Source organism: Anaerohalosphaeraceae bacterium (assembly GCA_035378985.1).
Lineage (GTDB): Bacteria > Planctomycetota > Phycisphaerae > Sedimentisphaerales > Anaerohalosphaeraceae > JAHDQI01.
Genome location: DAOSUR010000001.1, coordinates 409,300 through 433,524 on the forward strand (window position 1 = coordinate 409,300; position 24,225 = coordinate 433,524).

Here is a 24,225-nt window from a genome sequence, read left to right on the forward strand (position 1 = left end):
TTTTACCGCAGGGCCTTATCTGCAATATCCCTCCGATAGTAAGCTCCTTCAAAATGAATCAAAGAAACGGCTTCATAGGCGCGTTTTTTGGCGTCGGCAATCGTCTGTCCCATCGCCGTCACCCCCAGCACCCGCCCGCCGGCTGTGACGATTTGTCCATCGCGTTTGGCTGTCCCAGCGTGAAAGATCTTGACATCTTTCAGCCGAGCGGCCGCCTCCAGACCGGTAATCACCTTGCCTTTTTCGTAGGCATCCGGATAGCCCTTGGAGGCCATCACAACACAAACAGCCGGCCGCGGGTCCCACTCCACCGTAACCTCCGACAGACGGCCGCGGCAGACGGCTTCTATCACCTCCAAAAGATCGCTTTTCATCCGCATCAGGATGGGCTGGGTTTCCGGGTCACCAAATCGTGCGTTGAACTCGAGCACACGGGGCCCGCCCGGCGTAATCATCAGTCCCGCGTAAAGGACCCCTTTATAGGGCGTTTCGTTGCGGTTCATTCCGTCGACAAGAGGCACAAGAATTTCACGGATAATCTGGTCCATCAAGGCATCCGTGACAATGGGGGCCGGACTGTAGGCCCCCATGCCGCCGGTATTGGGACCGGTATCCTGCTCCCCGATGGGTTTGTGGTCCTGGGCGCTTTCCATCACGTAAATCGTCCGCCCATCCACGAAAGCCAGAATCGAGGCCTCCTGTCCGAGCAGCTTATCTTCTACAACAATAGTACTGCCGGCATCGCCGAAGATTTTATTGACCATAATCTTCTCGGCGGCCAGGATGCCGTCGGCGGGGTCATCGCAGACAAAAACTCCCTTGCCTTTGGCCAGACCCGCCGCCTTGACGACAACGGGTTCATCGCGGCTGGCAATGTACATTTTGGCATCTTCATAATGGGTAAAGATTCTGGCTTCGGCAGTCGGAATGCTGTTGGCCCGCATGATGTGCTTGGCAAAGGCCTTATCGGCCTCCAGCCGTGCGGCTTCCTGAGTCGGTCCAAACGCCAAAATGCCTTCCGATTCCAGCCGGTTGACAAGCCCGGCAGCCAGCGGGTCCTCCGGTCCGACCACCACCAAATCTATCCGTTTGTCCTTGGCAAAAGAAACCAAGCCGTCAAGATTGGTGTCGGCAATATCTACATTGATGCCGACTTCCGCCGTACCGGGATTGCCCGGGGCGATATACAGCTGCTTGAGCTGTTTGGATTGACTTAATTTCCAGGCGATTGCGTGTTCCCGTCCCCCGCTGCCAACCAGCAAAACTTTCATAAGATACCTCTATTCCGGACCTTGTTTTTTCTGTAATCCGCCAGCCGGCAATCTACCAAAAAAGACCTTTTTCGACAAGGTTTTCTGACACAAAGCAGATACAAAAAAAGAGGTTCCTTATTGAGAAGGAACCTCTTTCCCAGGTGAATCTCTACCTGAAACTATTTTTTCCGCCCGACCATCCAAAGTCCCAGCCCAATCAAGCCGAGACTGGCAGGTTCGGGAATCGGGGACACATCAATGTGATACCAGTCCGGATTCGAGGGATTCGTCGGAGACCAATAGGGATATTCATCCATATTGGCTCCAACCTGGAATCCGATATTGGTTACATGATGGAGATTCACAGCCCCTACAGCAGCAAAGTCGATGATGACCGTTGTAACCTGATTCGGCAGCAGCTCGACCCAACCGTTTTGATAAAAATTGTCCGGTTCATTGTAGGGCGGATCGGTCCAGCCAGTGTTCAGATAGAGATTGACAAACCAGGCACTGTTATTAGTGTTCAGAAAACTCAGGGCATATCCATCATAGCCGCTTAAGTCCTGCAACCCTGCCGGCGGCGGCCAGCCATATCCAACCCCCATCGAGGCCCAGCCATCCGCGGTTCCGTCTCCTGATTGAAGCAGGCAGGAAAAGCGGATAGATGTGCCCATGTTCTGAACTGTCAGGCCTGAAGAAGTTGTGTTTGCCGCATCCCATGTTTTGGTCATCCCCGCGATTGTGGACAGATCAGGGCTGAAATACAGGGCCCCTTCCGCCCCCAGCGACCCTAAAAGGATTAGAGCCGCTGCCAAACAAACAATCCCATTCTTCATTTCCTCACTCCTTTCTCCATACAAAGACAGATCTCACGTTTTGAGGAGATGTTGTTACGGATGGTCTTTCCTCACCCTCTCATCTCCACACGCATATATTAGAAACAAGACTAATCAATTTCTACTGACCATACAATCGTGGAAACTACGGGATTTTCCGTATAAGCCTTTATGCATCCTTTTTATCGCATTTCATTTTGTCAGCGACCGGGCTATTGCCGCCAGTTCCACCAAATTATGGGCATTCAGTTTATGCATAATATGCGCACGATGGTCCTCAATGGTTCTTACAGACCGAAACATCTCTTTGGCAATCTGTCGGCTGCTTTTGCCCCGCATCACGAGCTCGAGAATCTTCTTCTCTGTCTCTGTAAGAATCTTGGCCGCAGTAATCTCCCTCATAACTCCTTCAATATATCCCGCGTCAGGATACAGCTCCGCTGTTAGTTCGACCCAGATAACCTTCCCATCTTTCCGGCGGACCTGGAGTTCAAAATCCTTAATTTTTTTCTCATTCTGCAAACGCTCTAACAGGATTTGTCTTTGCTGCGGGTGAACATAATGATGAACCGAATAATGCTCGTTTGTACATTCTTCAACACTGCCGTAGCCCAATAAATCCGCCAGGGCTTTGTTGCATTCAAGCAGTTTGCCGTCGCTGACCCGTGTTCGATACAGACCGATTGGGGATTGATTGTACAGTTCTTTGTATTTGTTTTCCTGCTCCGCCAGCTGTTCCTGCAATTTTCGAAATTCTGTAATGTCTCTGCACAAAAGGGCTGCAGCATATATCTTCCTGTCTGCCTCTCGAACGGGAATGCATTCCGCCTGCAGGATTTTCCATCGCCCCTGATGCTGCAATTCAGAAAGGAATTGGGTTCGCCTGCCCGTGCAGAAAACCTGCTGAACTTTCTGAAGCCAGAAAGAAAACGGTTCCGACTGTTCCCGAGCTGCCTCCCAAAGGTTCCAGGAGTTTCGACCTTGTCCACATTGCCGCAGAAAAGAAACCGCCGACTGATTTGCATAAATGCAGGAAAACTGTTCGTCAAAAATAAACAGGGTATCCGAGCGGCTTTCAATGACTTTCATCCACCCCAAAAGAACGGGGGACCGCCTTTGCGATTCTTCTCCCTCAAACGAATTCAGAAGCGGGCTTTCTCCTGAGTGAGGAACTTTTTGCTGCAGAAACTTCTCCTTCCGGGCCCGCAGAAGACAAAATTGACATGGGTCGCGCATAGTTTCTCCCCGCCGACCCCTTTGGTTTCACTTTCTGCAAAAAGAACCCTTAGGAAGTGCCTTTCAAAGAAACATCCTTCCTTTATTATTGTAGAAAACCCGGCGCAAAACGTCAACACCAATTTATAACAAGGTGAGAATTTCCTGAGGGTGATTTAAAATCCTTGAAGCTCCGGCTTCCTTGAGCCGTTCGACAGGGCGAAACCCCCAACTGACACCGACGGGCTCGATGCCGGCGGCATGCGCGGTCAGGATATCCATATCGCTGTCCCCGATAAGAAGGGCCTGCGGCGGGGTTAAGGCAAGGGCCCTCAGGGCCGCCAGAGCCATATCCGGCGCGGGTTTGGGACGAAAGCCCTCCGACATCCCGCAGATAAAATCAAAGGCATTCGGGCCGAAATAATACTCGACAATCTTGACCGTCTGCGGATGGTTTTTGTTGGAGATGACCGCCAACCGCACCCCCTGCTGTTTCAAACAAGGCAAAACTTCCTGCAAACCGTCATAGGGACGGGTCTTCTCCAGACAATGAAGGTGATAATACTCCAGCATCAGGGACTGGAGCCGTTCGGTCAAATGTTCCTGGCCGGCCGGCAAGGCCCTGCGCGCAAATTCGCGGGTACCGTAACCAATCATCTCTCGACAGGCCTGCGGCGTGTGCGTCGGAAGACCGATCTGCTGAAGCGCCCAATTCATTGCAGCAGTCAAATCCTCGAGCGTATCGACCAGCGTACCATCCAAATCAAACAGGATTCCTTTGTATTTCATGGCCGCAAATTGAACGGCACTGCCGCCGAAAAGTCAATCTTCCTTTTTTGGCGGAACCTGATTGGGCTCTGCGGGCACAGATTTCTTCAGCTCTTCGATGACAGGGACCGGAAATTGAATATGGCAATAGCCGGCCGGATTCTTTTCCAGATAGCGCTGGTGTGATTCGGGACCGGGCCAGAATGTGCCGGCCGGAACAATTTCGGTGACAATCGGCCGACGATACCGGCCGCTTTTGTTTAAGTCGGCTATAGCTGTCCGGGCGGCCGCTTCCTGTTCGGGGGTATGAAAAAAAATAACCGAGCGATACTGTGTTCCGATGTCGTTGCCCTGCCGGTTTTTGAGGGTGGGGTTGTGGATTTCAAAAAAGACCGTCAGCAACTGTGCATAAGAAACCCTGTTGGGATCATAGTGAAGCTGAACAACTTCCGCATGACTGGTATCACCGCGGCAGACCCGTTCGTAGGTCGGATTCTCGATTCGTCCGCCCATAAACCCAACAGCTGTCGCCGCCACGCCGGGAACCTCGCGGAAGGCCTGTTCAACTCCCCAATAGCAGCCGGCTCCGAAGGTTGCCGCCGGCAGCGAAAGAAGCTGATTCGGGTCCGTGATTTTCAGGACTGTTTGTGTGTACTTCGTCAGCGAATAAGGAATCATTGCGGCCTCCCTGCGGGTGTGTGCCGCCGCAACCGTCGGCAAAACACAACCTAACCATAGAAACCATCGCTTGGTTTTTCCGTTTTTCATAGTATCTTTACGGTCCCTGTTCGGCAGCAGTTCTCTTAAAAAAGCCGCCCGAAGCGTCCGCTGAAAGAACTTGAATTTTTCCGGTTTGCCGGTACCATAAAAATTAAGATGGCCTGGTCAGAAACAGCGATGAATGATCTTCAGGAACTGCTCCGGCTGGTAGAAGGCGGGGTCAGCTGCATTTCGATTGTCACTTATGAGGAGCATCATGCCCTTGAGCTCATTCGCAAGGCCGCTCAAAAACTGGACTGGAAGATGCGGATTTGGTCCGCCGGACGCGGCAGCCGAGACGGCCTGCATCCGGTGCTGGGGGGCAAAACGGAAAACCCGTCTCCGGAAGAAGGGCTCAAGGAGTTCTGCAACCTGCCTTCCCGCACGTTCTGCGTTGCACTGGATTTGAGCAGATATCTCCAGTCTCATCTGATTCTGCGGATGCTGCGGGACACCATCCATCGGGTCGAACTCAACCAGAGCGTTCTGATTCTGATTGACGGCGAGGATTGTCTGCCGGAGTGCATCCGCAGCTACAGCCGGCGGTTTGATCTGTCGCTGCCGAGTGAGGAAGAACTGGAAAATGTCTTTCGAAACACCCTGCGTCAAATCCACAACAAAACCCCGCTGGAAATCGGCTTAAGCAAAGAAGGGCTGAAGGCCATCATTCGGAATCTGCGGGGGCTTTCGATTCGCCAGGCCCGCCGTGTGCTGGAGGAGACCGTGGCGGGCGACCGCCGACTGGATGATGAGGATGTCAACCGGATTATCGCGGGCAAACGCCGTCTGCTGGAGGCCGACGCCCTGCTTGAATCTGTCGAAGCCCCCCTGACGCTGGACGAAATCGGCGGGATGAAAAACTTAAAACAGTGGCTGGCAACCCGAGAAAAGGCCTTCAGCCCTCAGGCGGCTGAATTCGGACTGACTCCGCCGCGGGGGATCCTCATTCTCGGGGTGCAGGGAGCGGGGAAGAGCTTGTGTGCCAAAGCGATTGCGGCGGCGTGGCGTCAGCCGCTCTTTCGGCTCGACTGCGGAACCCTTTACAACAAATATATCGGGGAATCGGAAAACAACCTGCGAAAGGCGATGCGTCAGATTGAGGCGATGTCGCCGGCGATTTTGTGGATCGATGAGATTGAAAAGGCATTTGCCTCTGCTGCCAGCCAAAGCACGGACGGCGGCCTGAGCAAGCGGATGTTTGCGACGCTGCTGACCTGGATGCAGGAACACAAGCAGCCGGTGTTTCTGGTGGCCACGGCCAATGACATTGAGGCCCTGCCGCCGGAACTGCTGCGCAAGGGCCGATTTGATGAAATCTTCTTTGTCGGCCTGCCCGGCAAAGAGGTGCGGCGGGAGATTTTTGCGATTCACCTGAAAAAACGCAAACGGAAGCCGGAAGAGTTTGACCTGGAGGCCCTGGCGGACGCGGCCGAAGGATTCAGCGGTTCGGAAATTGAACAGGCCGTTCTTTCGGCCCTGTACAAGGCCTTTCACCAGAAAAAAGATGTGAATACAGACCTCCTCCTCGAATCTGTGCGCAATACGGTCCCGCTGTCGGTCACGATGCGGGAGCGGGTGGAAGCCCTTTATCGATGGGCACAGGGGCGTGTGATTTGGGCGGATTGAGATGGAACCGATTGCCGAACATGTCATTTTTTCAGGACGGGTGCAGGGAGTCGGGTTTCGCTATACGACCCGTCGGATTGCTGAGCGGTACAACCTGACCGGCTGGGTGAGAAACCTGCCCGACGGCACGGTGGAAGCGGTCTTCCAGGGCAGCCCCGAAGCTGTTCAGGGCTGCCTGGATGAAATCAGCGAACATTTCGAGGGCTATCTGCGGGACAAGCAAATCAGCCCGATGGTTTACAATCCGAACTGGAAAGATTTTCGCATCACATACTGAAATTAAAAAAGCCGGCGGCTGTCCAGCAGAATCGTCACCGGCCCATCCTGAACGCAGTCTATTTCCATCATGGCCGCAAAAATACCGGTCTGAACCGTCAGGCCCTTCGCTCGAAGCAGTTCGATGAATTGCTCATACATTCGCCGGGCCTTCTCCGGGCCTGCGGCGGCGGTAAAATCCGGCCGGCGGCCTTTGCGACAGTCGCCGTACAGCGTAAACTGACTGATCAGAAGCACACCGCCGCCGACCTGCTGCACATCCCGATTCATCCGTCCGTCGGCGTCTTCAAACACCCGAAGATGTGCAATCTTGTCGGCCAGATAAACCGCATCTGCATCGGCATCCTCCGCCCCGATGCCGACAAAGACCAAAAGCCCCTGCTGAATCTGTCCGGTGATTTGCCCGTTTACCCGGCAGACGGCCCGCTGAACACGCTGCACAACCGCACGCATTGTCTTCTCCTGAAAAGAACGAACGGACAGATTATCCGCTTTGACGGAAAGAAACAAGAGGGGAAAAACTCATCAGGCCTGCGGCTGCAGACCGCTCAGGAGGACATAAATGCGAAGGGAGGTGTCCTGGTCCTCGTAAATGCCTCGATGAACGCGGGCTCGTCCGAGCAGGGCTGTCAGGACATCGAACCCATACAGCAGCACATCCGGCAGGCCCGGAATATCGGCCATCATTTCCTGTCCGCCGACCATCAGACAGGCCGCCGCCTGTGTCTGCTTCAGAGAGAACCGGCCGCCGAGCGTGCATTGTTCGAGCGCCTGCCGGACCGCTCGGGAAATGCTGCTTCGATCGGGCGGTTCAGACAGCCGGCTTTCTCCCATCACTGTCCAGCCGCCCGCCGTCAGGACATCCAGATAATCCATCGAATCAAATGTCAGATAAGGCGTCGGCTGGGCACTGAGCCGATTAAACAATGCAAACAGTTCCGCACGACGGCGAAGAAAATCCTCATTTGCCTGTCTGCGTCCGCCGACCGGCAAACCGGCCGCCACCATAGGCCGGATTATCCCGTGAAACCTGTTGTGAAGATGCTGCGATTCGAGCAAAAAGACACCCGCGGTCCGCCCCGGACGTCGAAAACCGAGCAGACGGGCATAGCTGTTTACCACATCCATCAGGGAACAAACCAAACCGCCCTTTTCCGATTCCTCCTCCGACAGGCACAGCATCAGGAAATCCGCATCTTCCCCAAAGACCTCTTCCATTCTCCCGAACAAATCGCGGCCGATGGTGCGGGGGGACTCCTTCGGACTGCTGAAGCGAAGACGTTTGGGAAGAGCGGCAGGCCACAGACATTTTTGGCTGTCCGGAAGGTTGAGCGTTCTGAGATGCTTTTCGTCTGCACTGACTGCAATCGTCTTAAGATAGCCGAGCCGATAAAACCATTCGGCCAGACGGCAGCCGGCCGCCCCGACCCCCACCCATCCAAATTGAACGGAGCCGACCGGAAGGCGGACCGGACCGCCCTCGAAAACCGGCGGCTGAAAATGTTCCAGTTCCAGCTCCGGAATCAGAATCGGTCCTGTTCGAGATGAGCGGCTTACGGCGGCCATATCTGGATTTTCTCTATCCTCAGTTTGTGCGATGCTCCGATAAGGTCTTCGGCTTCGAAGTCTCTATCCATCCATCGGCACAAAAAGAATCCCGGATAACCTGTTTTCCCAGCCCTGCTCTCGAATGGCCGCCGACAGCCGTTCCCGTCCGATAATACTCTATTTTTTCGGCAGAATGACCGGTACACCCTTGCTTTTTAAATACTGTTTTAACTGGGGTATATCGATTATGTGAAAATGGAATACGGAAGCCGCCAGAAGGATGGCGGCGCCGGCCTGGACGGCCTGGTAGAAATGCTCCATCGTGCCCGCTCCGCCGGAGGCAACGACTTCGGCGGAACAATTCCGGGCAATCGCTTCGATAAGCGGCAAATCATATCCGGTTTTGGCTCCATCGGCGGCCTTGCTGGTCGGCAGGATGACGGAAACACCAAAGCCGTCCACGCGTTTGGCCCATTCGAGGGCATCGGTTCCGGTGGCGGTGCGGCCGCCGTCAATATAAACTTCATAGCCGGAAGGCAGAGCCGGATTGCGGTCCACGTCGATGGCTACGGTGATGCGCTCGGGACCGAACTCCTTGACCATCTCTCCGATGACAGACGGTTTTCGGAAGGCCGCACTGCTGACGGAGATTTTGTCCGCCCCTGCTTCCAGAACCGCCGCCGCTGAAGCCGTATCCGTAATGCCGCCGCCGACCGTAAAAGGAACCGTCACGGCCTGTGCCGTGCGGCGGACAACCTCCAGCAGCGTCGGGCGGTTTTCCACCGTAGCAGTGATATCGAGCATGGCCAGCTCATCGGCTCCGGCCTCACAGTAGGCCTGTGCACAGGCGACCGGGTCGCCGGCATCGCGAATATTGACAAAATGCACACCTTTGACGACGCGCCCGTTCTGCATATCCAGACAGGGCATAATTCGAACCGGCTTTTTCATGGCTGTCCTCCTGCAACAAGATTCTGGGTTGGGTGCTCCGCTTTTCGGAACCACGGAAGCCAGAAGCCCCGCTGCAGATTGTAGGTTCCCAGCGCGGAAGCAAAGAAGAAAACCAGCACCCACGTAAATGAAATAGTTCCGCGGAACTGCTCATACGCCAGCGACGGCCCGACTGCAAGAGCCGCCGCCAGATACTCCAACATCACCACCCCAACCAGTCCGGCACTGAGCCGTTCGCGCAGACGAAGAAGCCGAGACGCCTGCGCCTCATCAAAATACTCGGACTGATTGAGTGCATTATTCAGCATCCGCACATACAAAAGCACTTCCAGAAAGACCAGCCCAACCGAAATCAGCCGGGCCTCTTTCCAGACAAACCGACTGATCAGAAAGAAATCATAGACTCCGTGAAGAAAAGATGCCAGCAGAAAACAGAACAGAACATTGCGCCGGACAGAGCCTGTCCGTCTGTAGCGGGCCAGAACGACCCCATACATCACCAAAGAAGTATAGAACATATGCCCCATACAGCAAATCATCGCCCGTGTCTTGACGGCCGTCATTCCGGAGCGGTCAAAATAAAGAAGATTCTCCAGAAAGGCAAATCCGAGGGCTCCCAGCGAGGCATAAATCAAATAATCAATCGATTCGTTGATTTCTTTTGTAAAGCGCAGAATAACCAGCACCGGCAGCAGTTTAACGGCCTCCTCCGCCAGGCCGATCACCACGATACAATACAGCAAATCTCCCCCGGCGCTGACATTCAGGCCCAGTGAAAAGAAAACGGCAAGCAAATCCCCCAAAGGAAAAACCAGCAGCGAGGCGGCCATTCCCATCAGAACAGTCAAAAAAACCCAGCGAACCTTTTCCGGCTCGAACAAATCCAGACGGCGCAGAAAATCAAGCCAAAGAACCAGAATAAAAAATGCTGCGGCAATCCCGGACGGATGAGCCGCCTGCTGAAACGACCGGAAAACGGCGGCGGCATAGACAAAGGGCTGTCCGCAGCGGAAGGCCAGACGGCGGACGGTATAGGCGGGCAGAAAAGCCCGGAGATGCGGATTCTCGCAAAGCTGACGCAAAGACTGTGCATCCTGAGTTTTCTCAAACAGGTCAGCCAGTTCTTTGACGGCCGCCGCCGTGCTTCCTCTGTTCTGAATTTCCGCTTCCAATGCCGCCCGGGCCGCCTGATAGTGTCCCTGTCCGGCCAGCGCCTGCCCCCAAAAAAGCTGCACATACGGCCGATGGGGATTTTCAATCTGCTGCAGATATGCGGATGCCTGAACAAATTGACCGGTTTTGATATAAATCAGTGCAGAAATCAGCCGTCCGATGTCGCGGCGGTTCGGCTCCGAATCCTTCAGCCAGCCGGCATATTCTTCGAAAAGAGCCGAAACAGAAGCGTCTTTGCTATCCTCCTGAAAAAACGTCTCCGCATAAAGGATATGGTACGTCAGGGACGCCGGATGTTCGGTGCGCAGGCGTTCGACAGCCGCCCGGACGGCTTTCAAATTGCGCATTCGGACCGCGGCGGAAAGCCGGGCAGTGTCATCCGACGGCTCCGGCACAAAACGATTCACCAGCCAAATCGTCGCCAGAGGCGGCAGAACCACCATCAAAAGAAAGACCGGCGAAACGGAATGTCGGGGCTGTACCGTATTGTCTGTCCGTGCCTCCATCAAATCCGATTCATCCGACAGGAGCAAAATTTCTGACTATAATTTTCGATCCAGTTTCCGATAGCCGATAGCTTCGGCAATATGGGCCGGCTGAATCGTTTCCGCCCCCTCCAAATCCGCAATAGTTCGGGCGACTTTGCAGATTTTGTCGTGGGCTCGCGCCGAAAGAGCAAACTCGGTCATTGCCTGACGAAGCATCATCTCGGAGGTCGAATCGAGCGTGCAGAACTGCTCGACCTGCTTATGGCCCATCGCCGCATTGGTCATAAAGGGATGACCGAACCGCTGCCGCTGAATCTGCCGGGCCTGCTGAACCTGAAGGCGGATTTGGGCGGAGCCGTCGCCGCTGCGGCGGGAGCGAAGTTTTCGAAACTCCACCGGCGGCACATCGATATGAATATCCATCCGGTCCATCAGAGGTCCGGAAATTTTCGCCATATACCGTTCAATCTGGGTCGGGGTGCAGCGGCACCGCCGCATCGACGTACCGAAATAGCCGCACGGACAGGGATTCATCGCCGCAATCAGGATAAATCGGGCCGGAAACCGGAGCGTCCCCTTGGCACGCGATACGGTCACCTGACCTTCTTCGAGGGGCTGACGAATCATTTCGAGCACGTGACGGGGAAATTCGGCAAACTCGTCGAGAAATAAAATGCCGTGATGAGCCAGCGACAGCTCGCCGGGCCTCGGATGGGTTCCCCCGCCCACCAGAGAAGGTCCGGAGGCGGTATGATGAGGAGCCCGGACAGGCCGGGCGGCAATCAGCGCCTTGTCTTTGGGCAGAAGGCCCACCGCTGAATAAATCTGTGTGGTTTCCAGCGACTCCGGCAGGGTCATCGGCGGCAGAATAGTGGCCATTCGCTGGGCCAGCATGGTTTTGCCGGCTCCGGGCGGCCCAATCATCATCAGGTTGTGTCCGCCCGCCGCGGCGATAGTCAGGGCCCGTTTGACCGACTCCTGCCCTTTGACATCGGCAAAATCCGTCTCATAGGTGCCGCATTCTTCAAACAGGGCCTCCAAATCAACGGTCGTCGGCTCAATCGGAAGCTGACCGCTCAGGAGGGCCGCCGTCTGGGCCAGCGAACCGACCGGAAAGACCTCGATATCCTTGACGACAGCGGCCTCGCGGGCATTGTCCAGCGGTACAATCATTTTGGAAAAGCCGCCGGCGGCCGCCGTCATCGCCATACTCAACACGCCCGTCACCGGACGCACACGCCCGTCGAGGGCCAGTTCTCCGATGACGACATAATCCCGCAGCGCTTCGGGTGAAAGGGCCCCGCTGCAGGCCAGGATGCCCAGCGCAATGGGCAAATCGAAGGCCGGGCCGACTTTTTTGACATCTGCCGGCGCCAGATTAATCAGAGACTGGGTATCCGGATAGCGAAAACCGGAATTGATGACGGCGCTGCGGACCCGTTCGACGCTCTCCTTGACAGCTGTATCGGGAAGCCCCACAATGACCGGCCGCTCAAAGCCGCCGCGGGAGACATCCACCTCCACCTCACAGAGCACCCCTTCAATTCCCTCGACCGTCACCGAATACAATCGTGATAACATAGGCAAACTCCTCTCCATGCCCCGATTCTTCCCTGGGACGCGAGAGCGAGTATAGCCGCGGAGAAAAAAGAAAGCAAAAACTATTTTGAGGGCTGACCGGGCAGCCAGGACAAGTCTATCTTCTCCGGTGCAATGAGGTCTTCATAGGTCTGGCGTCGGCGGATGACGGCGAATCGGCTGCCGTCCACGAGAACCTCTGCACAAAGAGGACGGGCGTTGTAATTGCTCGCCATGGTAAAGCCGTAGGCCCCGGCGGTAAAAATCGCCAGACAGTCCCCCCGCTGCACCGGCGGCAGGAGCCGTTCTTTGGCAAAATAATCCGTGCTTTCGCAGATGGGGCCGACGACATCAACCTTTTCCATTCCGGGCATAGCGGGCTCTTTGACGCGGGCGGGCGGCACCAGGCGTTCCGGCACCGACGTCGGCCAGATAAAATGAAACGCCTCATACAGACAGGGGCGAATCAGGTCATTCATTCCCGCATCGACAATCACAAAGGTTTTCTGTCCGCCGACCTTTTTGTACAGCACCTTGGTCAGCAGAATCGCCGCATTGGCAATGATGCTCTTGCCCGGTTCGAGAATCAGTTTCAGGCCTGCTTTTTTCAGCAAGGGCACCAGACCGGCGGCATAATCCGCCGCCGAAGGCACCGTATCGCTCTCATAATCGGCCCCGTAGCCGCCGCCCAAATCGAGGGTGTCAATCCGAAACCCCTCCCGGCGAAGCTGCTCAATCAGCGGCAGTATTTTCTGAACCGCATTCACATAAGGGTCGATAGTCTTACCGCCGGAACCCAAATGAACATGAATGGCTGACAATTCCACCATTCCATTGCGTCCGTACTCGGCAAAAACTTTCTTGGCCCGTTCAATGTCGACACCGAATTTGGTTTCCTTCACGCCGGTCGTAATATGCTTATGAGAATCATACTGAATATCGGGGTTCACCCGCAGGGCGCCTTTGGCCGTTTTGCCGTGTTTTTTGCACAGGTCAATCAGGTTCTGCAGTTCCGCTTCTGATTCGATATTAAAATAGGCAATGCCCGCCTCGAGGGCATCCAGAATTTCCCGGTCGGTCTTGCCGACGCCGGCAAAAACAATTTTGGACAGGTCGGCTCCGGCCTGACGGGCGCGGTACAGTTCCCCGCCGGAGACAATATCAAAGCCGCTGCCGGCCTGGGCCAGCAGGCGGAGGATATGAATATTTCCGCAGGCCTTGATGGAATAGCAAATCGTTGTCTCCACCCCTGCATAGGCCTTCTGTATTTTGGTAAAGTGGTCCAGAATTGTCGCTTTGCTGTAGAGATAAACCGGCGTGCCGACGGCCTGAGCAACGGCCTCCACGGGCACGTCTTCCGCGAATAAGCGACCTTTTCTATATTGAAAACTGTCCATAAAAACCTTTCGAATAATTCTGCCTTCGTCTGAATGAAATTTCGGACGAGGTACTATAGCCCTACGGCTGTTTTTTTTCAAGATGCCGTCGGAGCCAGTCGTACCAGGCGTCTATCCCTTCGCCGGTGGCGGCCGACAGCTGCAGCACCGGCGCCTGGGGATTGACGGTATGAATATCCGCCAAAACACGCGAAAGGTCGAAGGGAACATAGGGAAGCAAATCAATCTTGTTCAGGACAATTACGGATGCGCCGGCAAATGTTCCGGGGTATTTGGCGGGCTTGTCGTCCCCCTCCGGGACGGACAAAATCACAACCCGGCCGCTTTCACCCAAATCAAAAGCGGACGGACAGACCAGATTGCCGACATTTTCGATAAAGACAAGGTCCAGCGTTTGGGCGTCAATCATTTTGAGGGCATTATGGACCTGTTCGGCGGACAAATGACAGGCCCCTTTGGTCTCGATTTGAAAGGCGCGGGCGCCGGCGGCCTGAATCCGGCGGGCATCGTTATCCGTCTCTATATCCCCTTCGATAACGCCGATGGCGTACCGCTCTTTCAAATCCCGGATGGTTCTCTCGAGCAGTGCGGTCTTGCCGGCACCCGGAGAAGAAATGACATTCAGACAAAAAACCTTATGTTCGGCAAAAAACTGTCTGTTTTTGGCGGCCGCTTCCTCGTTGCGGCTTAAAATTTTCTGATTCAGCGAAACCTTCATTGTTTGTCCTCAAACTCGATTTCCTCCAGCAGAAGCGGGGCATCCGGTTCAATGTCAAAGTCCTCGCTGCGGCATTGCGGGCAAAGCGGAGTCATCAGGTTCAGCTCAAAGACCGTTCGACACGCCCGACAGGACGCCCGAAGCGGAATCTGACGGATTTGCAGGAGCATTCCCTGGCACACGGTGCCCGCCGCCGCCGTTTCGAACGCAAACTTCATCGCCTCTTCATTGAGGGCGTTAAACTGCCCGCAGGACACCACCGCCCGAACCGGTCTGGCCTTCAGTTTTTCGGCATGCTCAAGGATGGTGCGCAGGACATTTTCGGCGACGACCGTTTCGTGCATCAGCAAATCCTCGGCAAATCGCGTCCATAGGGCATCGGCACAATCCGCCGTCCGCCGATGCGGGTACACAGCTCCACCAGCGGAGTATCGTCGGATTTGCTGACTCGGCCGATAAGGGCCGCCCGTTTGCCCAGCGGATGCTTTCGGCACACCTCGAGGGCCTTGCCGGCCGCCTCTTCGGAAACAACAACCGCCGCCTTGCCCTCATTGGCGATATGGAGGATATCCAGCCCGAGCATCTCCGCGGCGGCACGGACCGCCGGCTCGACCGGCAGCGCCGCTTCCTCGATTTCTATCGACACCCCGGCACCGGAGGCGATTTCGTTCAGGACGGCCGCCAGCCCGCCGCGCGTCGGGTCGCGCAGAAACTTAATCCCGTCCCCGCAGGCTTCAATCAGTTCTTCAATCAGACCGTTCAGACAGGCACAATCGCTCTGAAGACTTCCGTCAAACGGGATATCGCCGCGTTTGGACAGAATCGTCATTCCATGGTCGCCGAGCGTACCGTTGATCAAAATCCGATCGCCCCGGGCTATCCGCTCAAACCCCAGCCGGGCCTTCTCCCAGGGCAGACCGATGCCTGCGGTATTGATGAACAAGCCGTCAGCCGCTCCTTTTTCGACGACTTTGGTATCGCCGGTCACAATGGATACGCCCGCCTGACGGGCCGCTTGCGCAGCACTTGCCAGAATCGTCTGCAAGTCGGCCAAGGGGAGCCCCTCTTCGATAATCAGGGCCAAACTGAGAACCAGCGGGCGAGCCCCGGATACGGCCAAATCATTGACGGTGCCGCAGACAGCCAGCTTGCCGATGTCGCCGCCCGGAAAAAACAGAGGCCGCACGACAAAACTGTCGGTCGTAAAGCAGAGCGGCTGAGTGCCGGCCGACACCCGAGCCGCATCCAGAAGCGGCTTGTCCGGCTGTCCGAAATGGGGCACAATCACCCGCCGGATGAGGTCCTCCATCAGACGGCCGCCGCCGCCGTGTGCCAGCAGAATGGTTGAAGTTTCATCCATTCCGAAGATTGTAACAGACACAGCCGGGCAATTCAATCCGAGAATCTCAGTCGCCGGACAGGTCGAATTCGTCGGCCAGCTCGAACCGCTTGAGGATTTCCTCGAGGGCATCATACGGCCGGGCGCCGACATCAACCGTAAAGCGGTCGTCGGAGTTGTCGGCGGAGCGGACGGCCCCATCCGCATACAGCAGATTGACCGTTTTGCGCAGATGACTGGTCCGGGTAAACACTCCAAAGGCCTCCAGCGACGGATGTACCAGAAACTGCACGTCCATCACCAGCGCACGAATGCGGCGGCCGTTTCGGTTTTTTCCCAGATCGCTGAGCCGGATGTGAAACGTATCCGGCTTGCCGCTCAGCAGGGCAACGGAGGCGTGGCGGTAATAATAATCGCTCTGGGCCTGGCGGCGCCCGACATTGGCCAGCTGCCTGTCGGCCTCAGAGGGCTGGTCGGCCCCCGGACAGAACAGCACCTTGGGCTGTTCGGACAAATAGCCGTTCAGCAAAAGCCCCAGCCCGACGGGACGACCGTCCAGCAGCGACAGGAGACTGGTGACATTGCCGGTGGCCGTATAAAAATTATGCCCCATAATCGGCAGCCCTTCGGGGCCGAAGGGAATCGTGTCATTGTAATCGTAGGCATAGGCCCGTATCGCCAGCCCCACCTGGCGCAGATTGGACAGACACACCGTCTTTTTGGCTCTCTGACGAGCGGCGCGAAGCGAAGGCAGCAGGATAGAAACCAGCAGGACCACGACCGCAAGGACAGTCAGCAGTTCCAGCAGTGTAAAACCATATCCGCCCCGTTGAAGCCGCTCCCTTTTCATTCAGAATCCTGCTGCAGCCACAGGTCCGCTAAAAGAATCAGGTCTTCTACATCCACCAATCCGTCACCGGTCAAGTCGCTCATCGACCAGGTTTGTTTGAGCCAGTCTTCCGCCAGAACGGCAAAGTCCGCCAAATTCACCAATCCGTCGCTGGTCAGGTCCGGTTGGTGCGGATACTCATAGACCCGTACATTGTCCAAATCCCAGTATCCTCCGCCCTGCCCGACGGCCCGCAGCGAAATACCAATCGCTTTGCCGGCCCAGGGGTCGCTTTCCTGAACCGTCGGCAGATACAGCGTAAACGTCCGCAGATAATTGCGGACAATCGCAGAGCCCGGAACCAGAATCGTATGAAAATCATTGGCATCGGCACCGGCATAAAAGCCGATACTCAGATAATCCATCGGCTCCTGGGCACGCGGCGGAAAACGCGTAGAAGGACAGACATCCACCAGCAGCCGATAGGAATGTCCGACTTGAAAAACCGAGGAAAGCGTCTGAAGAAATGCATTGCCGGAGGCCGTGTTCAGAAAAGCCAGCTGTGCCCCGTCCGCATTAAAAATATGGTCTCCGGCCGGACTGTTGGGGTCGGTGTTCAGAAAAGTTCCCGTATTGGAACTATAAAGCGGGTCTAAGTCCAGTTCCGTCCAGAAAGGAGCTATCGGAATGGCGTAAAAAGGGTTCTGAACCGGATCAATGATGGGAATTTCAAAGGAATGATTGGCCACAAAAAGCGAGGCCCCCTGAGCCGTCATCAAAAGCCCTGCAAGAATCCCCAGCCCTGTCAGACAACGAAGCGAAGTCATTTCACCATACCTCCTAAATCTGTATCAAATCCTAATTGACATTCTTTTTTGCAGCATTTTGGCGAATGGAATAGACCATCAGCGTATTGCCGCGCCGCACAAAAAACCGCCCGCGGCTGATGACCGGATGCGTCCAGTGCTGCTTGTCGCCCAGCGTAATGGTCATTTCGCTGACGGGCACAAATTCTTTCGGGTCGGCCTTAATCAGACCGATGACACCGGGTTTTTCCGCATAGGCATAAAAAAGCCCGTCCGCCCAGAGAATCGAGCCCTTGTTGTGCCACCGCTGGGCATACATCAGCTCGCCGGTCTTCCAATCAATGCAGGCCCAAAGCCCGTCCTCGTTATTTTTCCAGGTCGAACCGTACACGTAACCGTCGTGAAAAACCACACCGCCGTGATGGCAGTCGAATTCCTGATTGGTCCATTCCCGCTGGAGCGACCAGCCGTCCTGCGTAAACGTAAACTTAATCGAGCCCATATCATAGCCGCTGACAAACAGCAGCCCCCCTTCATAAAAAATCGGAGTATTGCAATGCACACCCCAGTTGCGGCCTTTGATATAATCCTTCATCGGATATTTCCAGAAGAGCTGTCCGGAAGCGGCATCGACGGCAAAGAGATAATTTTCCGTCATTCCGGCCAGGATGGTTCGTCCGGCCCATTGAAAAATCGCCGGAGTGCAGTAGGAAGCCGTATCATTCAGACTTTCCGTTGTCCAGACGACGTGCCCTTTTTGGGCATCGACCGCCGCCATGGTGGTTTTCGGACCGCCGATGGTCACAAAGACTTTCCCCTCCGCCACAATCGGCGCCATCGACACCCCCCAGCGAGGCAAAGGCCCCTGAAACTCAGTGTACAGTTCCGCCGCCCACTTTTCCCGGCCGGTCTCAGGAGAAAAACACACAAGCCGACCCTGACCGCTAAGGACATAAAGAAGGCCGTCAGCCGCAACAGGAGCTCCGCGTACGCCCGGGAAAGAACCGGTCCACTCCGGACCGTAGTCGGCAGTCCAGAGCCGATTGCCGTCCCAATCCAGACAAGTCAGGACGCCGCGTTTATCTTTCAGCCCTGTAACAAAAATCTTCCGCTCCGCCACACAAACCGACGAGTATCCGTCGCCCAGATCGTCGGCCTTCCAGAGCAGCTGCAGGCCTTCGGCAGGCCATTCCTTCAGCAAGCCGGTCTCCGGGCTCCGATTGTCCCGATTCGGCCCCCGCCAACAGGCCCAATCCGACCCTGCGGACGGTTCGGCCATCTCGGAAGCGGCCAGAATCGGCGGCGAATCCAGCAAGGAGGCAGCCGGTTTGCGGCGGACATCGATGCAGACCAGATCGCCCTTGGCGTTGCGGGCATAAATCAGGCCGTTGGACAAAACCGGCATCGTCCAGCAGCGGCCCTTGAGAATCGGAGCCGAGGCAATCACGGAGAACTCTTTCGGAGAGGCGGGAGCAATCATCAGACGCCCGTTTTCGCTCAAAACAATCAGCTTGCCCGCCGCCGCCGTCAGCGTACCCTTGCCGACGCTTTTTTCCGTCCACTGCACCTGACCGGTCTTCCAATCCAGGCAAACCAGCTGATTGTCATCAATTCCGTACACGCAGCCGTCCAGCAGAATCGGACCGGAAAGCTGCGAGCGGAGGTTTTTGTTTTCCCAGACCCTCTTCGGCCCTTCCGGCAGAACCTTCAGAACCGAAGCCCCCCGATTGTAGCCGGAGGTAATCAGAATCTCATCATCCCAAACAACCGGATCAGAAGCATTTACGTCCCAGTCAGTCTTCCACGGGTACGCCCACAAAACGCGGCCGTCCTCCGGTGCGACACTGTATAAATGGTCTTTGCTGAACAGAAGAACCTCAAATCGATCCTGTCGGGGAAAAATCACAGCGGTGGCATATCCGCAGGGTTCCTTCTCGCTTTGCCAAAGGACGGCGCCGGTGTCTTTGTGCAGGGCTACACCCGTTAAACCCGCATTCAAAAAAATGCGGTCGCCCGCAATCAGCGGAGAACCCGCATAGCCCCACTCCGGCTTTTTGAGGTCGGCATTCTGCTGCCAAATCACCGCCCCGCTGTTGAGGTCCAGACAGAAAACCTTGCCGGTTTTGCTGATGGTATAGACCTTTCCCTGATGAATGGTCGGCGTCGCATTCGGCCCTCCCTCGTACAAATTGGGGGTCAGGGGTTCATCATAGGTATGCTTCCAGAGGAGTACGCCGGTTTGGACATCGAAACACCAGACAACATCGGTGTTTTTGTTGATATTCCCCATCGTCACGGCCTTGCCTTCGGCCACAGAAACCGCCGAAAACCCCGTCCCCACAGAAGCCGTCCAAAGGGGCTTGGCGGAATCAGACAGAACCATCGGGTCCCAATCCTTCTCCGAAGAAATGCCGTCGTGATTCGGTCCTCTCCAGCAGGGCCAGTCCGCTGCATGTGTCATTGAAACGAAACCAAGAAAAACTAAAGCTGCAACAAACCTCTTCTTTTCAATCCGCATCATAGAGCCGCTCTCCACGTACTATCGATTTTTCAGTGCCCACGCACCGGTTGGACAAACTTGTACACACAAACGACCCGCTTCTCCTGCCGCCAAATCAGGTGCTTTATCCAGAGCAGCGGAAACCTGCATCCCAAACCCCCTGCCGCGGAAGGTCAGGCCTTCCGAAAGATTGTTTCTGTTTAAAACCTGTACACAAAGTCCGCATTGAATACATTTCCCGGATTCAAACACAACCTCCCAATGAGAATCTGCACGCGCATATTGTCTACGTTGCCCCTTATACGTCCCGACAACGGGCTTCAGTTCAGTAGAAAGTTGACGTAATTTGCAGTTTTTCTTTTTCCGACAATCACAATGCAGACACCGACGGGCCTCTCGGACCACTTCCTCCTCCGAAAAACCCATTTCGGGGTCGGCTGGCTCTACTCTTGATATCAAATCAGCCGAAGAGACAAATTTTCGCCATTCTTCCTCCGTTAAGGCTCCTAAACGGCTGTGAAACTCCGACGGTTCTCCTGCTGCCTTGCCTCCCATAAGATACTGATGAATAGTGAGGGCGGCGAGCTTGCCGTCTGCAACGGCCTTGACACAATGACGGCGGCTGCCGATAAGTCCCCCGCCAGCAAAGACTCCCTCCCGCGAGGTTTGAAGGGTTGAATGGTCCACTTCGATGTGTCCATCCTTCATTCGAAGCTGGGATGCCAAATGCTCATCCGCTGCCCCTCCACCGAGAGCTAGAAAAACTGCATCAAATTCTCGATGCAGATTCTCCAAATAAAAATCTCTCCCCAATTTCTGGTTTGGACGGAAAGAAACCCCCAAATCAAAAATCTGCCCAATCTCCCGCTCCAATATCGTTTCCGGGAGCTTTTCCTGCAGCTGCCTGCACCGCAGCATCCCGCCGGCTTTGTCTTTCTGCTCAAAAATCACGCATGGATGCCCATGTCGAGCCAGATAATACGCCGCGGAAAGTCCGCAGGGACCGGCCCCAACCACGGCAACTTTCTTTCCGCTGGAGGGCCTGCAAATGGGTCGATACGGTGTCGGCGACTGCAAATCTCTATCGGCGGCAAACCGCTTCAACAGACAGATCGAGACGGCCTGGTCCTGACGGGCTCGTCGGCAGACCCTTTCGCACGGAGCCGGACAAATGCGGCCCAACACCGCAGGCAAAGCAAGGTCTCTTTTGACAATCTCTATAGCTTTTGTCCATTCTCCGGCGGCCAGATATCGAATCATCCGCGGGATATCCATCCCCGCCGGACAGCCCGAACGGCACGGCCCTTCGCAATCGCCGATGTGATCGCTTAAAAGCAACTCGAGCGCGGCGCGGCGAGCCGCTAAAATCTGCGGTGTATTCGTCCGCACCCGCATTCCTTCTTCCGCCATCAACGCACAGGAAGGCATCAGGCCGCTGAAGCCCTCCACCTCCACCACACACACCATACAGCTGGAAGACGGCTCAAAGTCTTGGCGATAGCAGAGCGCAGGGATAGGAATGCCGAGGGACCGGGCGGCCTGCAAAACCGTCGTGCCCGGCGGCACCTGCACCGTTTGATTGTCAATCACCAGCGTAATCATCGTCCCGATTCCACACGCACGGCATCCGCCGGACAAACAGCCCTGCAGGTACCGCAGCGGATGCACCTGTCGCGATTAATCTGATGCTGCTGATAGGGCTGCATGTCGATGGCCCCTGCCGGACAATGCTGGGCACAGCGCGTGCAGCCGATGCAGCGGTCTGTAATGGCATAATAAATCAATGCCCGGCATCGCCCGGCCGGACAGCGGCCCTGCAGATGTGCCTCATATTCATTCCGAAAATAACGAATAGTCGAAAGCACCGGATTAGGGGCCGTTGAACCCAGTCCGCACAGACTGCCGGCCTGAATCAAATGTCCCAAACTCTCCAGTTTGCCCAAATCCGATGCTGTTCCCTCACCGCGGCAAATCCGCTCGAGAATCTCGAGCATCCGTTTGGTTCCCACCCGGCAGAACGTACAGCGTCCGCAGGACTGCCGCTGCGTGAACTCAAGAAAATACCGGGCGATTTCCACCATACAATCGCTTTCATCAAGCACCACCAGGCCGCCGGAGCCCATCATCGCCCCGGCCTGCGTGAGTGAATCATAATCAATGGGAATATCCGCCATAGACGCCGGGATGCAGCCGCCGGAAGGTCCTCCGATCTGCACGGCTTTGAACGGTTTTCCGGAAGCCGTACCGCCGCCGATTTCCTCGACAATCTGACGGATGGTAACCCCCATCGGGACTTCCACCAGCCCGCCTCGCCTAACCTTGCCAGCCAGCGCAAAGACTTTGGTGCCGCGGCTGCCGGCCGTTCCGATGGAGGCCATCGAGGCCGCCCCCTGCCGAACAATCGCCGGCACCAGCGAGAGGGTCTCGGCATTATGAATCAGCGTCGGCTTGTCCCACAGGCCTTTTTCGGACGGGTACGGCGGACGAAGCCGCGGCATCGGTCGCCGCCCTTCAATGCTGGCAATCAGCGCCGTTTCTTCTCCGCAGACGAAGGCTCCGGCGCCGGTGCAAATCTCCAGGTGCAGAGAAAAATCCGTGCCGCCGATGCGTTCGCCCAGCCAGCCGTGCTGTGAAAAAATCCTCAGAGCCTCTTTCATCCGCTCCACCGCCAGCGGGTATTCATCCCGGATATACAGATACCCCTCTGAGGCCCCGACGGTCCAGGCGGCAATCGCCATCCCCTCCAAAATCCGAAACGGATAGGATTCCATCAGCATCCGGTCCATAAAAGCGCCCGGGTCACCTTCGTCGCCGTTGCAGATAATGTATTTGGGCTTTTCGGGATTGGCCCGCACGGCCTGCCACTTGCGAAAGGCCGGATAGCCGCCTCCGCCTCGTCCCCGCAGGCCGCTCTGCTCAATTTCGTTTAAAACCTCCTGCGGGCTCTTTTCGAACAGGCACTTTCGCAGGGCCTCCAGACCGCCCTGCTTTTGAAAATCCTCCCAATCCAGCGGACCGGACCGCCCGGCTCCATCGGTCGCCATCGGCACCTGCGGCTTTACATAGCCGCTCAAGTCCTCATCCCGAATCGTCGTTTCAAATCGAACGGGCGGTTCTCCGATTCGGTCTTCAATCAGCGTATCCAGAAACCGTCGGACCGCCGAACCGACTCGGGCTGTGAGGGTCTGCGGGCGAAAATGCCGATGCAGAATCGCTTCGGCATCGGAGGGCTTCACACATCCGTAGCGATAAACCCGCCCTCCGGTCTCCACCTCCGCCAGCGGGGCCAGATAGGAAGCCCCATGGCAGGACACGTCACGCAGCCGCACCCCCAGACGGTCCCGGCGAATCACCTCCTCAAACGCCTGATAAACCCGATGACTTCCCACCGCCCGACAGCTCGTATCCAGACAAATCCGCACTTCTCCGGATCCGCCGGAGGCGGTTCTGTGTCGGGCCGAAGCCGCCGTTTCCTGCGTCTGGCTTAAAAAATCCCGCAGAACAGACGGCACTTTTTCCGGCGACAGATAGCCGTAAATCACATCATCAATCTGTACGGCCGGTGCCAGCATACAGCAGCCCAGACAGGCCACCTGTTCGAGTGTAAACAGCCGCTGGGAATCGGTATCCTCCTCTTGCGGAATCTGCAGATGCCGCCGAAAGGCCTCAAACACCTCTCCGGCTCCCTTGACGTGGCAGGCCGTCCCGACGCAGACCCGAATGCGGTGCCGACCGGCCGGTTTGAATCGAAATTGGTCGTAAAACGTTGCGACCCCCCACAGCTCGGCCGGCGAACGGCCCATCCATTCACTGAGGCGCTGCAGGGCTTCCGCAGGCAGATAGCCGTACTGCTTCTGAACAGCCTGAAGCAGCGGCAGCGTCTTGTCCGGCGTGCTGCCGATTTGCCCGACACACCGGTCCACAAACTCTCGGACAGAAGATTCCGTCAAAGCATTCATTGCTGGTTCTCAATGCAGTACAGATGGCGGCTGCCCCGCAGGTAAATGCGTCCGGGCGCAAAGGCGGGCGAAGCGGTAAAGGATTCCGGCAGCTCATTTTGTCCGATTTGTTCAAACGTGCGGGCGGCCCTGACCAGAATCATCCGTCCTTTGGTGCTCAGCAGATAGAGGGTATCGCCAACCAGAACAGGGGAGGCCTGAAACAT

22 protein-coding genes are annotated in these 24,225 nt (G+C 56.1%); 2 read left to right on the top strand and 20 right to left on the bottom strand.

Translation table 11 applies throughout. The features are described from left to right. Positions 1-2: 2 nt before the first annotated feature. From purD to msrA, 5 genes are all read right to left on the bottom strand, one after another. The gene (gene purD, locus PKY88_01810; GenBank protein ID HOQ03936.1) at positions 3-1,271 is read right to left on the bottom strand and encodes a phosphoribosylamine--glycine ligase; all 1,269 of its coding nucleotides are present in this window, start codon (positions 1,269-1,271) and stop codon (positions 3-5) included. Between the two features lie 161 nt (positions 1,272-1,432). Beyond that, the gene (locus PKY88_01815; protein ID HOQ03937.1) at positions 1,433-2,089 is read right to left on the bottom strand and encodes a PEP-CTERM sorting domain-containing protein; all 657 of its coding nucleotides are present in this window, start codon (positions 2,087-2,089) and stop codon (positions 1,433-1,435) included. A 192-nt stretch (positions 2,090-2,281) separates the two neighbouring features. Beyond that, a complete protein-coding gene (locus PKY88_01820; GenBank protein ID HOQ03938.1) occupies positions 2,282-3,178 on the bottom strand; it encodes a PAS domain S-box protein in 897 nt (298 codons plus the stop codon). A 270-nt stretch (positions 3,179-3,448) separates the two neighbouring features. Then, on the bottom strand, positions 3,449-4,093 hold the full coding sequence (locus PKY88_01825) for an HAD family hydrolase (GenBank protein HOQ03939.1): 645 nt from the start codon (positions 4,091-4,093) through the stop codon (positions 3,449-3,451). A gap of 33 nt (positions 4,094-4,126) precedes the next feature. Beyond that, the gene (gene msrA, locus PKY88_01830; GenBank protein ID HOQ03940.1) at positions 4,127-4,840 is read right to left on the bottom strand and encodes a peptide-methionine (S)-S-oxide reductase MsrA; all 714 of its coding nucleotides are present in this window, start codon (positions 4,838-4,840) and stop codon (positions 4,127-4,129) included. 129 nt (positions 4,841-4,969) lie between these two features. Between msrA and PKY88_01835 the strand changes: the two genes are divergently transcribed. Next, entirely contained in the window at positions 4,970-6,457 is a 1,488-nt protein-coding gene (locus PKY88_01835) for an AAA family ATPase (protein ID HOQ03941.1), read from the top strand. Position 6,458: 1 nt separating this feature from the next. Continuing rightward, positions 6,459-6,734: an acylphosphatase gene (locus PKY88_01840; protein ID HOQ03942.1), complete on the top strand. Its 276-nt coding sequence runs from the start codon at positions 6,459-6,461 to the stop codon at positions 6,732-6,734. Between the two features lie 2 nt (positions 6,735-6,736). Here the strand turns inward: PKY88_01840 and dtd are convergent, their stop codons facing one another. From dtd to PKY88_01915, 15 genes are all read right to left on the bottom strand, one after another. Next, positions 6,737-7,186 (bottom strand): D-aminoacyl-tRNA deacylase, encoded by a 450-nt coding sequence (gene dtd, locus PKY88_01845; protein ID HOQ03943.1) that lies wholly within the window; start codon positions 7,184-7,186, stop codon positions 6,737-6,739. A gap of 72 nt (positions 7,187-7,258) precedes the next feature. Further along, on the bottom strand, positions 7,259-8,299 hold the full coding sequence (locus tag PKY88_01850; GenBank protein ID HOQ03944.1) for a hypothetical protein: 1,041 nt from the start codon (positions 8,297-8,299) through the stop codon (positions 7,259-7,261). Between the two features lie 159 nt (positions 8,300-8,458). Then, positions 8,459-9,232, bottom strand: coding sequence for an imidazole glycerol phosphate synthase cyclase subunit (locus tag PKY88_01855; protein ID HOQ03945.1), 774 nt, complete (start codon positions 9,230-9,232; stop codon positions 8,459-8,461). Next, a complete protein-coding gene (locus PKY88_01860) occupies positions 9,229-10,911 on the bottom strand; it encodes a PrsW family glutamic-type intramembrane protease (protein HOQ03946.1) in 1,683 nt (560 codons plus the stop codon). The genes PKY88_01855 and PKY88_01860 overlap by 4 nt, the downstream gene beginning before the upstream one ends. A 36-nt stretch (positions 10,912-10,947) precedes the next feature. Next, positions 10,948-12,474 carry a YifB family Mg chelatase-like AAA ATPase gene (locus PKY88_01865; GenBank protein HOQ03947.1) on the bottom strand — a complete coding sequence of 509 codons (1,527 nt, stop codon included), beginning with the start codon at positions 12,472-12,474 and terminating at the stop codon, positions 10,948-10,950. A gap of 80 nt (positions 12,475-12,554) precedes the next feature. Continuing rightward, positions 12,555-13,868 (bottom strand): diaminopimelate decarboxylase, encoded by a 1,314-nt coding sequence (gene lysA, locus PKY88_01870; GenBank protein HOQ03948.1) that lies wholly within the window; start codon positions 13,866-13,868, stop codon positions 12,555-12,557. A gap of 61 nt (positions 13,869-13,929) precedes the next feature. Then, a complete protein-coding gene (gene hypB / locus PKY88_01875; protein ID HOQ03949.1) occupies positions 13,930-14,586 on the bottom strand; it encodes a hydrogenase nickel incorporation protein HypB in 657 nt (218 codons plus the stop codon). Beyond that, positions 14,583-14,930, bottom strand: coding sequence for a hydrogenase maturation nickel metallochaperone HypA (locus PKY88_01880; GenBank protein ID HOQ03950.1), 348 nt, complete (start codon positions 14,928-14,930; stop codon positions 14,583-14,585). Before PKY88_01880 ends, hypB begins: the two co-directional genes overlap by 4 nt. Next, the gene (hypE, locus tag PKY88_01885) at positions 14,930-16,060 is read right to left on the bottom strand and encodes a hydrogenase expression/formation protein HypE (protein ID HOQ03951.1); all 1,131 of its coding nucleotides are present in this window, start codon (positions 16,058-16,060) and stop codon (positions 14,930-14,932) included. The genes PKY88_01880 and hypE overlap by 1 nt, the downstream gene beginning before the upstream one ends. Beyond that, positions 15,993-16,775: a prepilin-type N-terminal cleavage/methylation domain-containing protein gene (locus tag PKY88_01890; GenBank protein HOQ03952.1), complete on the bottom strand. Its 783-nt coding sequence runs from the start codon at positions 16,773-16,775 to the stop codon at positions 15,993-15,995. The genes hypE and PKY88_01890 overlap by 68 nt, the downstream gene beginning before the upstream one ends. Next, positions 16,772-17,581, bottom strand: a complete 810-nt coding sequence (locus PKY88_01895; GenBank protein ID HOQ03953.1) for a hypothetical protein — start codon at positions 17,579-17,581, stop codon at positions 16,772-16,774. The genes PKY88_01890 and PKY88_01895 overlap by 4 nt, the downstream gene beginning before the upstream one ends. 31 nt (positions 17,582-17,612) lie before the next feature. Continuing rightward, on the bottom strand, positions 17,613-20,021 hold the full coding sequence (locus tag PKY88_01900; GenBank protein HOQ03954.1) for a PQQ-binding-like beta-propeller repeat protein: 2,409 nt from the start codon (positions 20,019-20,021) through the stop codon (positions 17,613-17,615). A gap of 78 nt (positions 20,022-20,099) precedes the next feature. Further along, positions 20,100-21,662 carry a 2Fe-2S iron-sulfur cluster-binding protein gene (locus PKY88_01905; GenBank protein ID HOQ03955.1) on the bottom strand — a complete coding sequence of 521 codons (1,563 nt, stop codon included), beginning with the start codon at positions 21,660-21,662 and terminating at the stop codon, positions 20,100-20,102. Beyond that, positions 21,659-24,019, bottom strand: a complete 2,361-nt coding sequence (locus PKY88_01910) for an NAD(P)H-dependent oxidoreductase subunit E (protein HOQ03956.1) — start codon at positions 24,017-24,019, stop codon at positions 21,659-21,661. Before PKY88_01910 ends, PKY88_01905 begins: the two co-directional genes overlap by 4 nt. Beyond that, positions 24,016-24,225: a hypothetical protein gene (locus PKY88_01915; GenBank protein HOQ03957.1), complete on the bottom strand. Its 210-nt coding sequence runs from the start codon at positions 24,223-24,225 to the stop codon at positions 24,016-24,018. The genes PKY88_01910 and PKY88_01915 overlap by 4 nt, the downstream gene beginning before the upstream one ends.

Bases quoted from the DNA above. Each gene is read 5' to 3' on its own strand.
- purD (HOQ03936.1), bottom strand. From the start codon at position 1,271: ATGAAAGTTTTGCTGGTTGGCAGCGGGGGACGGGAACACGCAATCGCC.
- PKY88_01815 (HOQ03937.1), bottom strand. From the start codon at position 2,089: ATGAAGAATGGGATTGTTTGTTTGGCAGCGGCTCTAATCCTTTTAGGG.
- PKY88_01820 (HOQ03938.1), bottom strand. From the start codon at position 3,178: ATGAAAGTCATTGAAAGCCGCTCGGATACCCTGTTTATTTTTGACGAA.
- PKY88_01825 (HOQ03939.1), bottom strand. From the start codon at position 4,093: ATGAAATACAAAGGAATCCTGTTTGATTTGGATGGTACGCTGGTCGAT.
- msrA (HOQ03940.1), bottom strand. From the start codon at position 4,840: ATGAAAAACGGAAAAACCAAGCGATGGTTTCTATGGTTAGGTTGTGTT.
- PKY88_01835 (HOQ03941.1), top strand. From the start codon at position 4,970: ATGAATGATCTTCAGGAACTGCTCCGGCTGGTAGAAGGCGGGGTCAGC.
- PKY88_01840 (HOQ03942.1), top strand. From the start codon at position 6,459: ATGGAACCGATTGCCGAACATGTCATTTTTTCAGGACGGGTGCAGGGA.
- dtd (HOQ03943.1), bottom strand. From the start codon at position 7,186: ATGCGTGCGGTTGTGCAGCGTGTTCAGCGGGCCGTCTGCCGGGTAAAC.
- PKY88_01850 (HOQ03944.1), bottom strand. From the start codon at position 8,299: ATGGCCGCCGTAAGCCGCTCATCTCGAACAGGACCGATTCTGATTCCG.
- PKY88_01855 (HOQ03945.1), bottom strand. From the start codon at position 9,232: ATGAAAAAGCCGGTTCGAATTATGCCCTGTCTGGATATGCAGAACGGG.
- PKY88_01860 (HOQ03946.1), bottom strand. From the start codon at position 10,911: ATGGAGGCACGGACAGACAATACGGTACAGCCCCGACATTCCGTTTCG.
- PKY88_01865 (HOQ03947.1), bottom strand. From the start codon at position 12,474: ATGTTATCACGATTGTATTCGGTGACGGTCGAGGGAATTGAAGGGGTG.
- lysA (HOQ03948.1), bottom strand. From the start codon at position 13,868: ATGGACAGTTTTCAATATAGAAAAGGTCGCTTATTCGCGGAAGACGTG.
- hypB (HOQ03949.1), bottom strand. From the start codon at position 14,586: ATGAAGGTTTCGCTGAATCAGAAAATTTTAAGCCGCAACGAGGAAGCG.
- PKY88_01880 (HOQ03950.1), bottom strand. From the start codon at position 14,930: ATGCACGAAACGGTCGTCGCCGAAAATGTCCTGCGCACCATCCTTGAG.
- hypE (HOQ03951.1), bottom strand. From the start codon at position 16,060: ATGATGCCCTCGAGGAAATCCTCAAGCGGTTCGAGCTGGCCGACGAAT.
- PKY88_01890 (HOQ03952.1), bottom strand. From the start codon at position 16,775: ATGAAAAGGGAGCGGCTTCAACGGGGCGGATATGGTTTTACACTGCTG.
- PKY88_01895 (HOQ03953.1), bottom strand. From the start codon at position 17,581: ATGACTTCGCTTCGTTGTCTGACAGGGCTGGGGATTCTTGCAGGGCTT.
- PKY88_01900 (HOQ03954.1), bottom strand. From the start codon at position 20,021: ATGACACATGCAGCGGACTGGCCCTGCTGGAGAGGACCGAATCACGAC.
- PKY88_01905 (HOQ03955.1), bottom strand. From the start codon at position 21,662: ATGATTACGCTGGTGATTGACAATCAAACGGTGCAGGTGCCGCCGGGC.
- PKY88_01910 (HOQ03956.1), bottom strand. From the start codon at position 24,019: ATGAATGCTTTGACGGAATCTTCTGTCCGAGAGTTTGTGGACCGGTGT.
- PKY88_01915 (HOQ03957.1), bottom strand. From the start codon at position 24,225: ATGTTTCAGGCCTCCCCTGTTCTGGTTGGCGATACCCTCTATCTGCTG.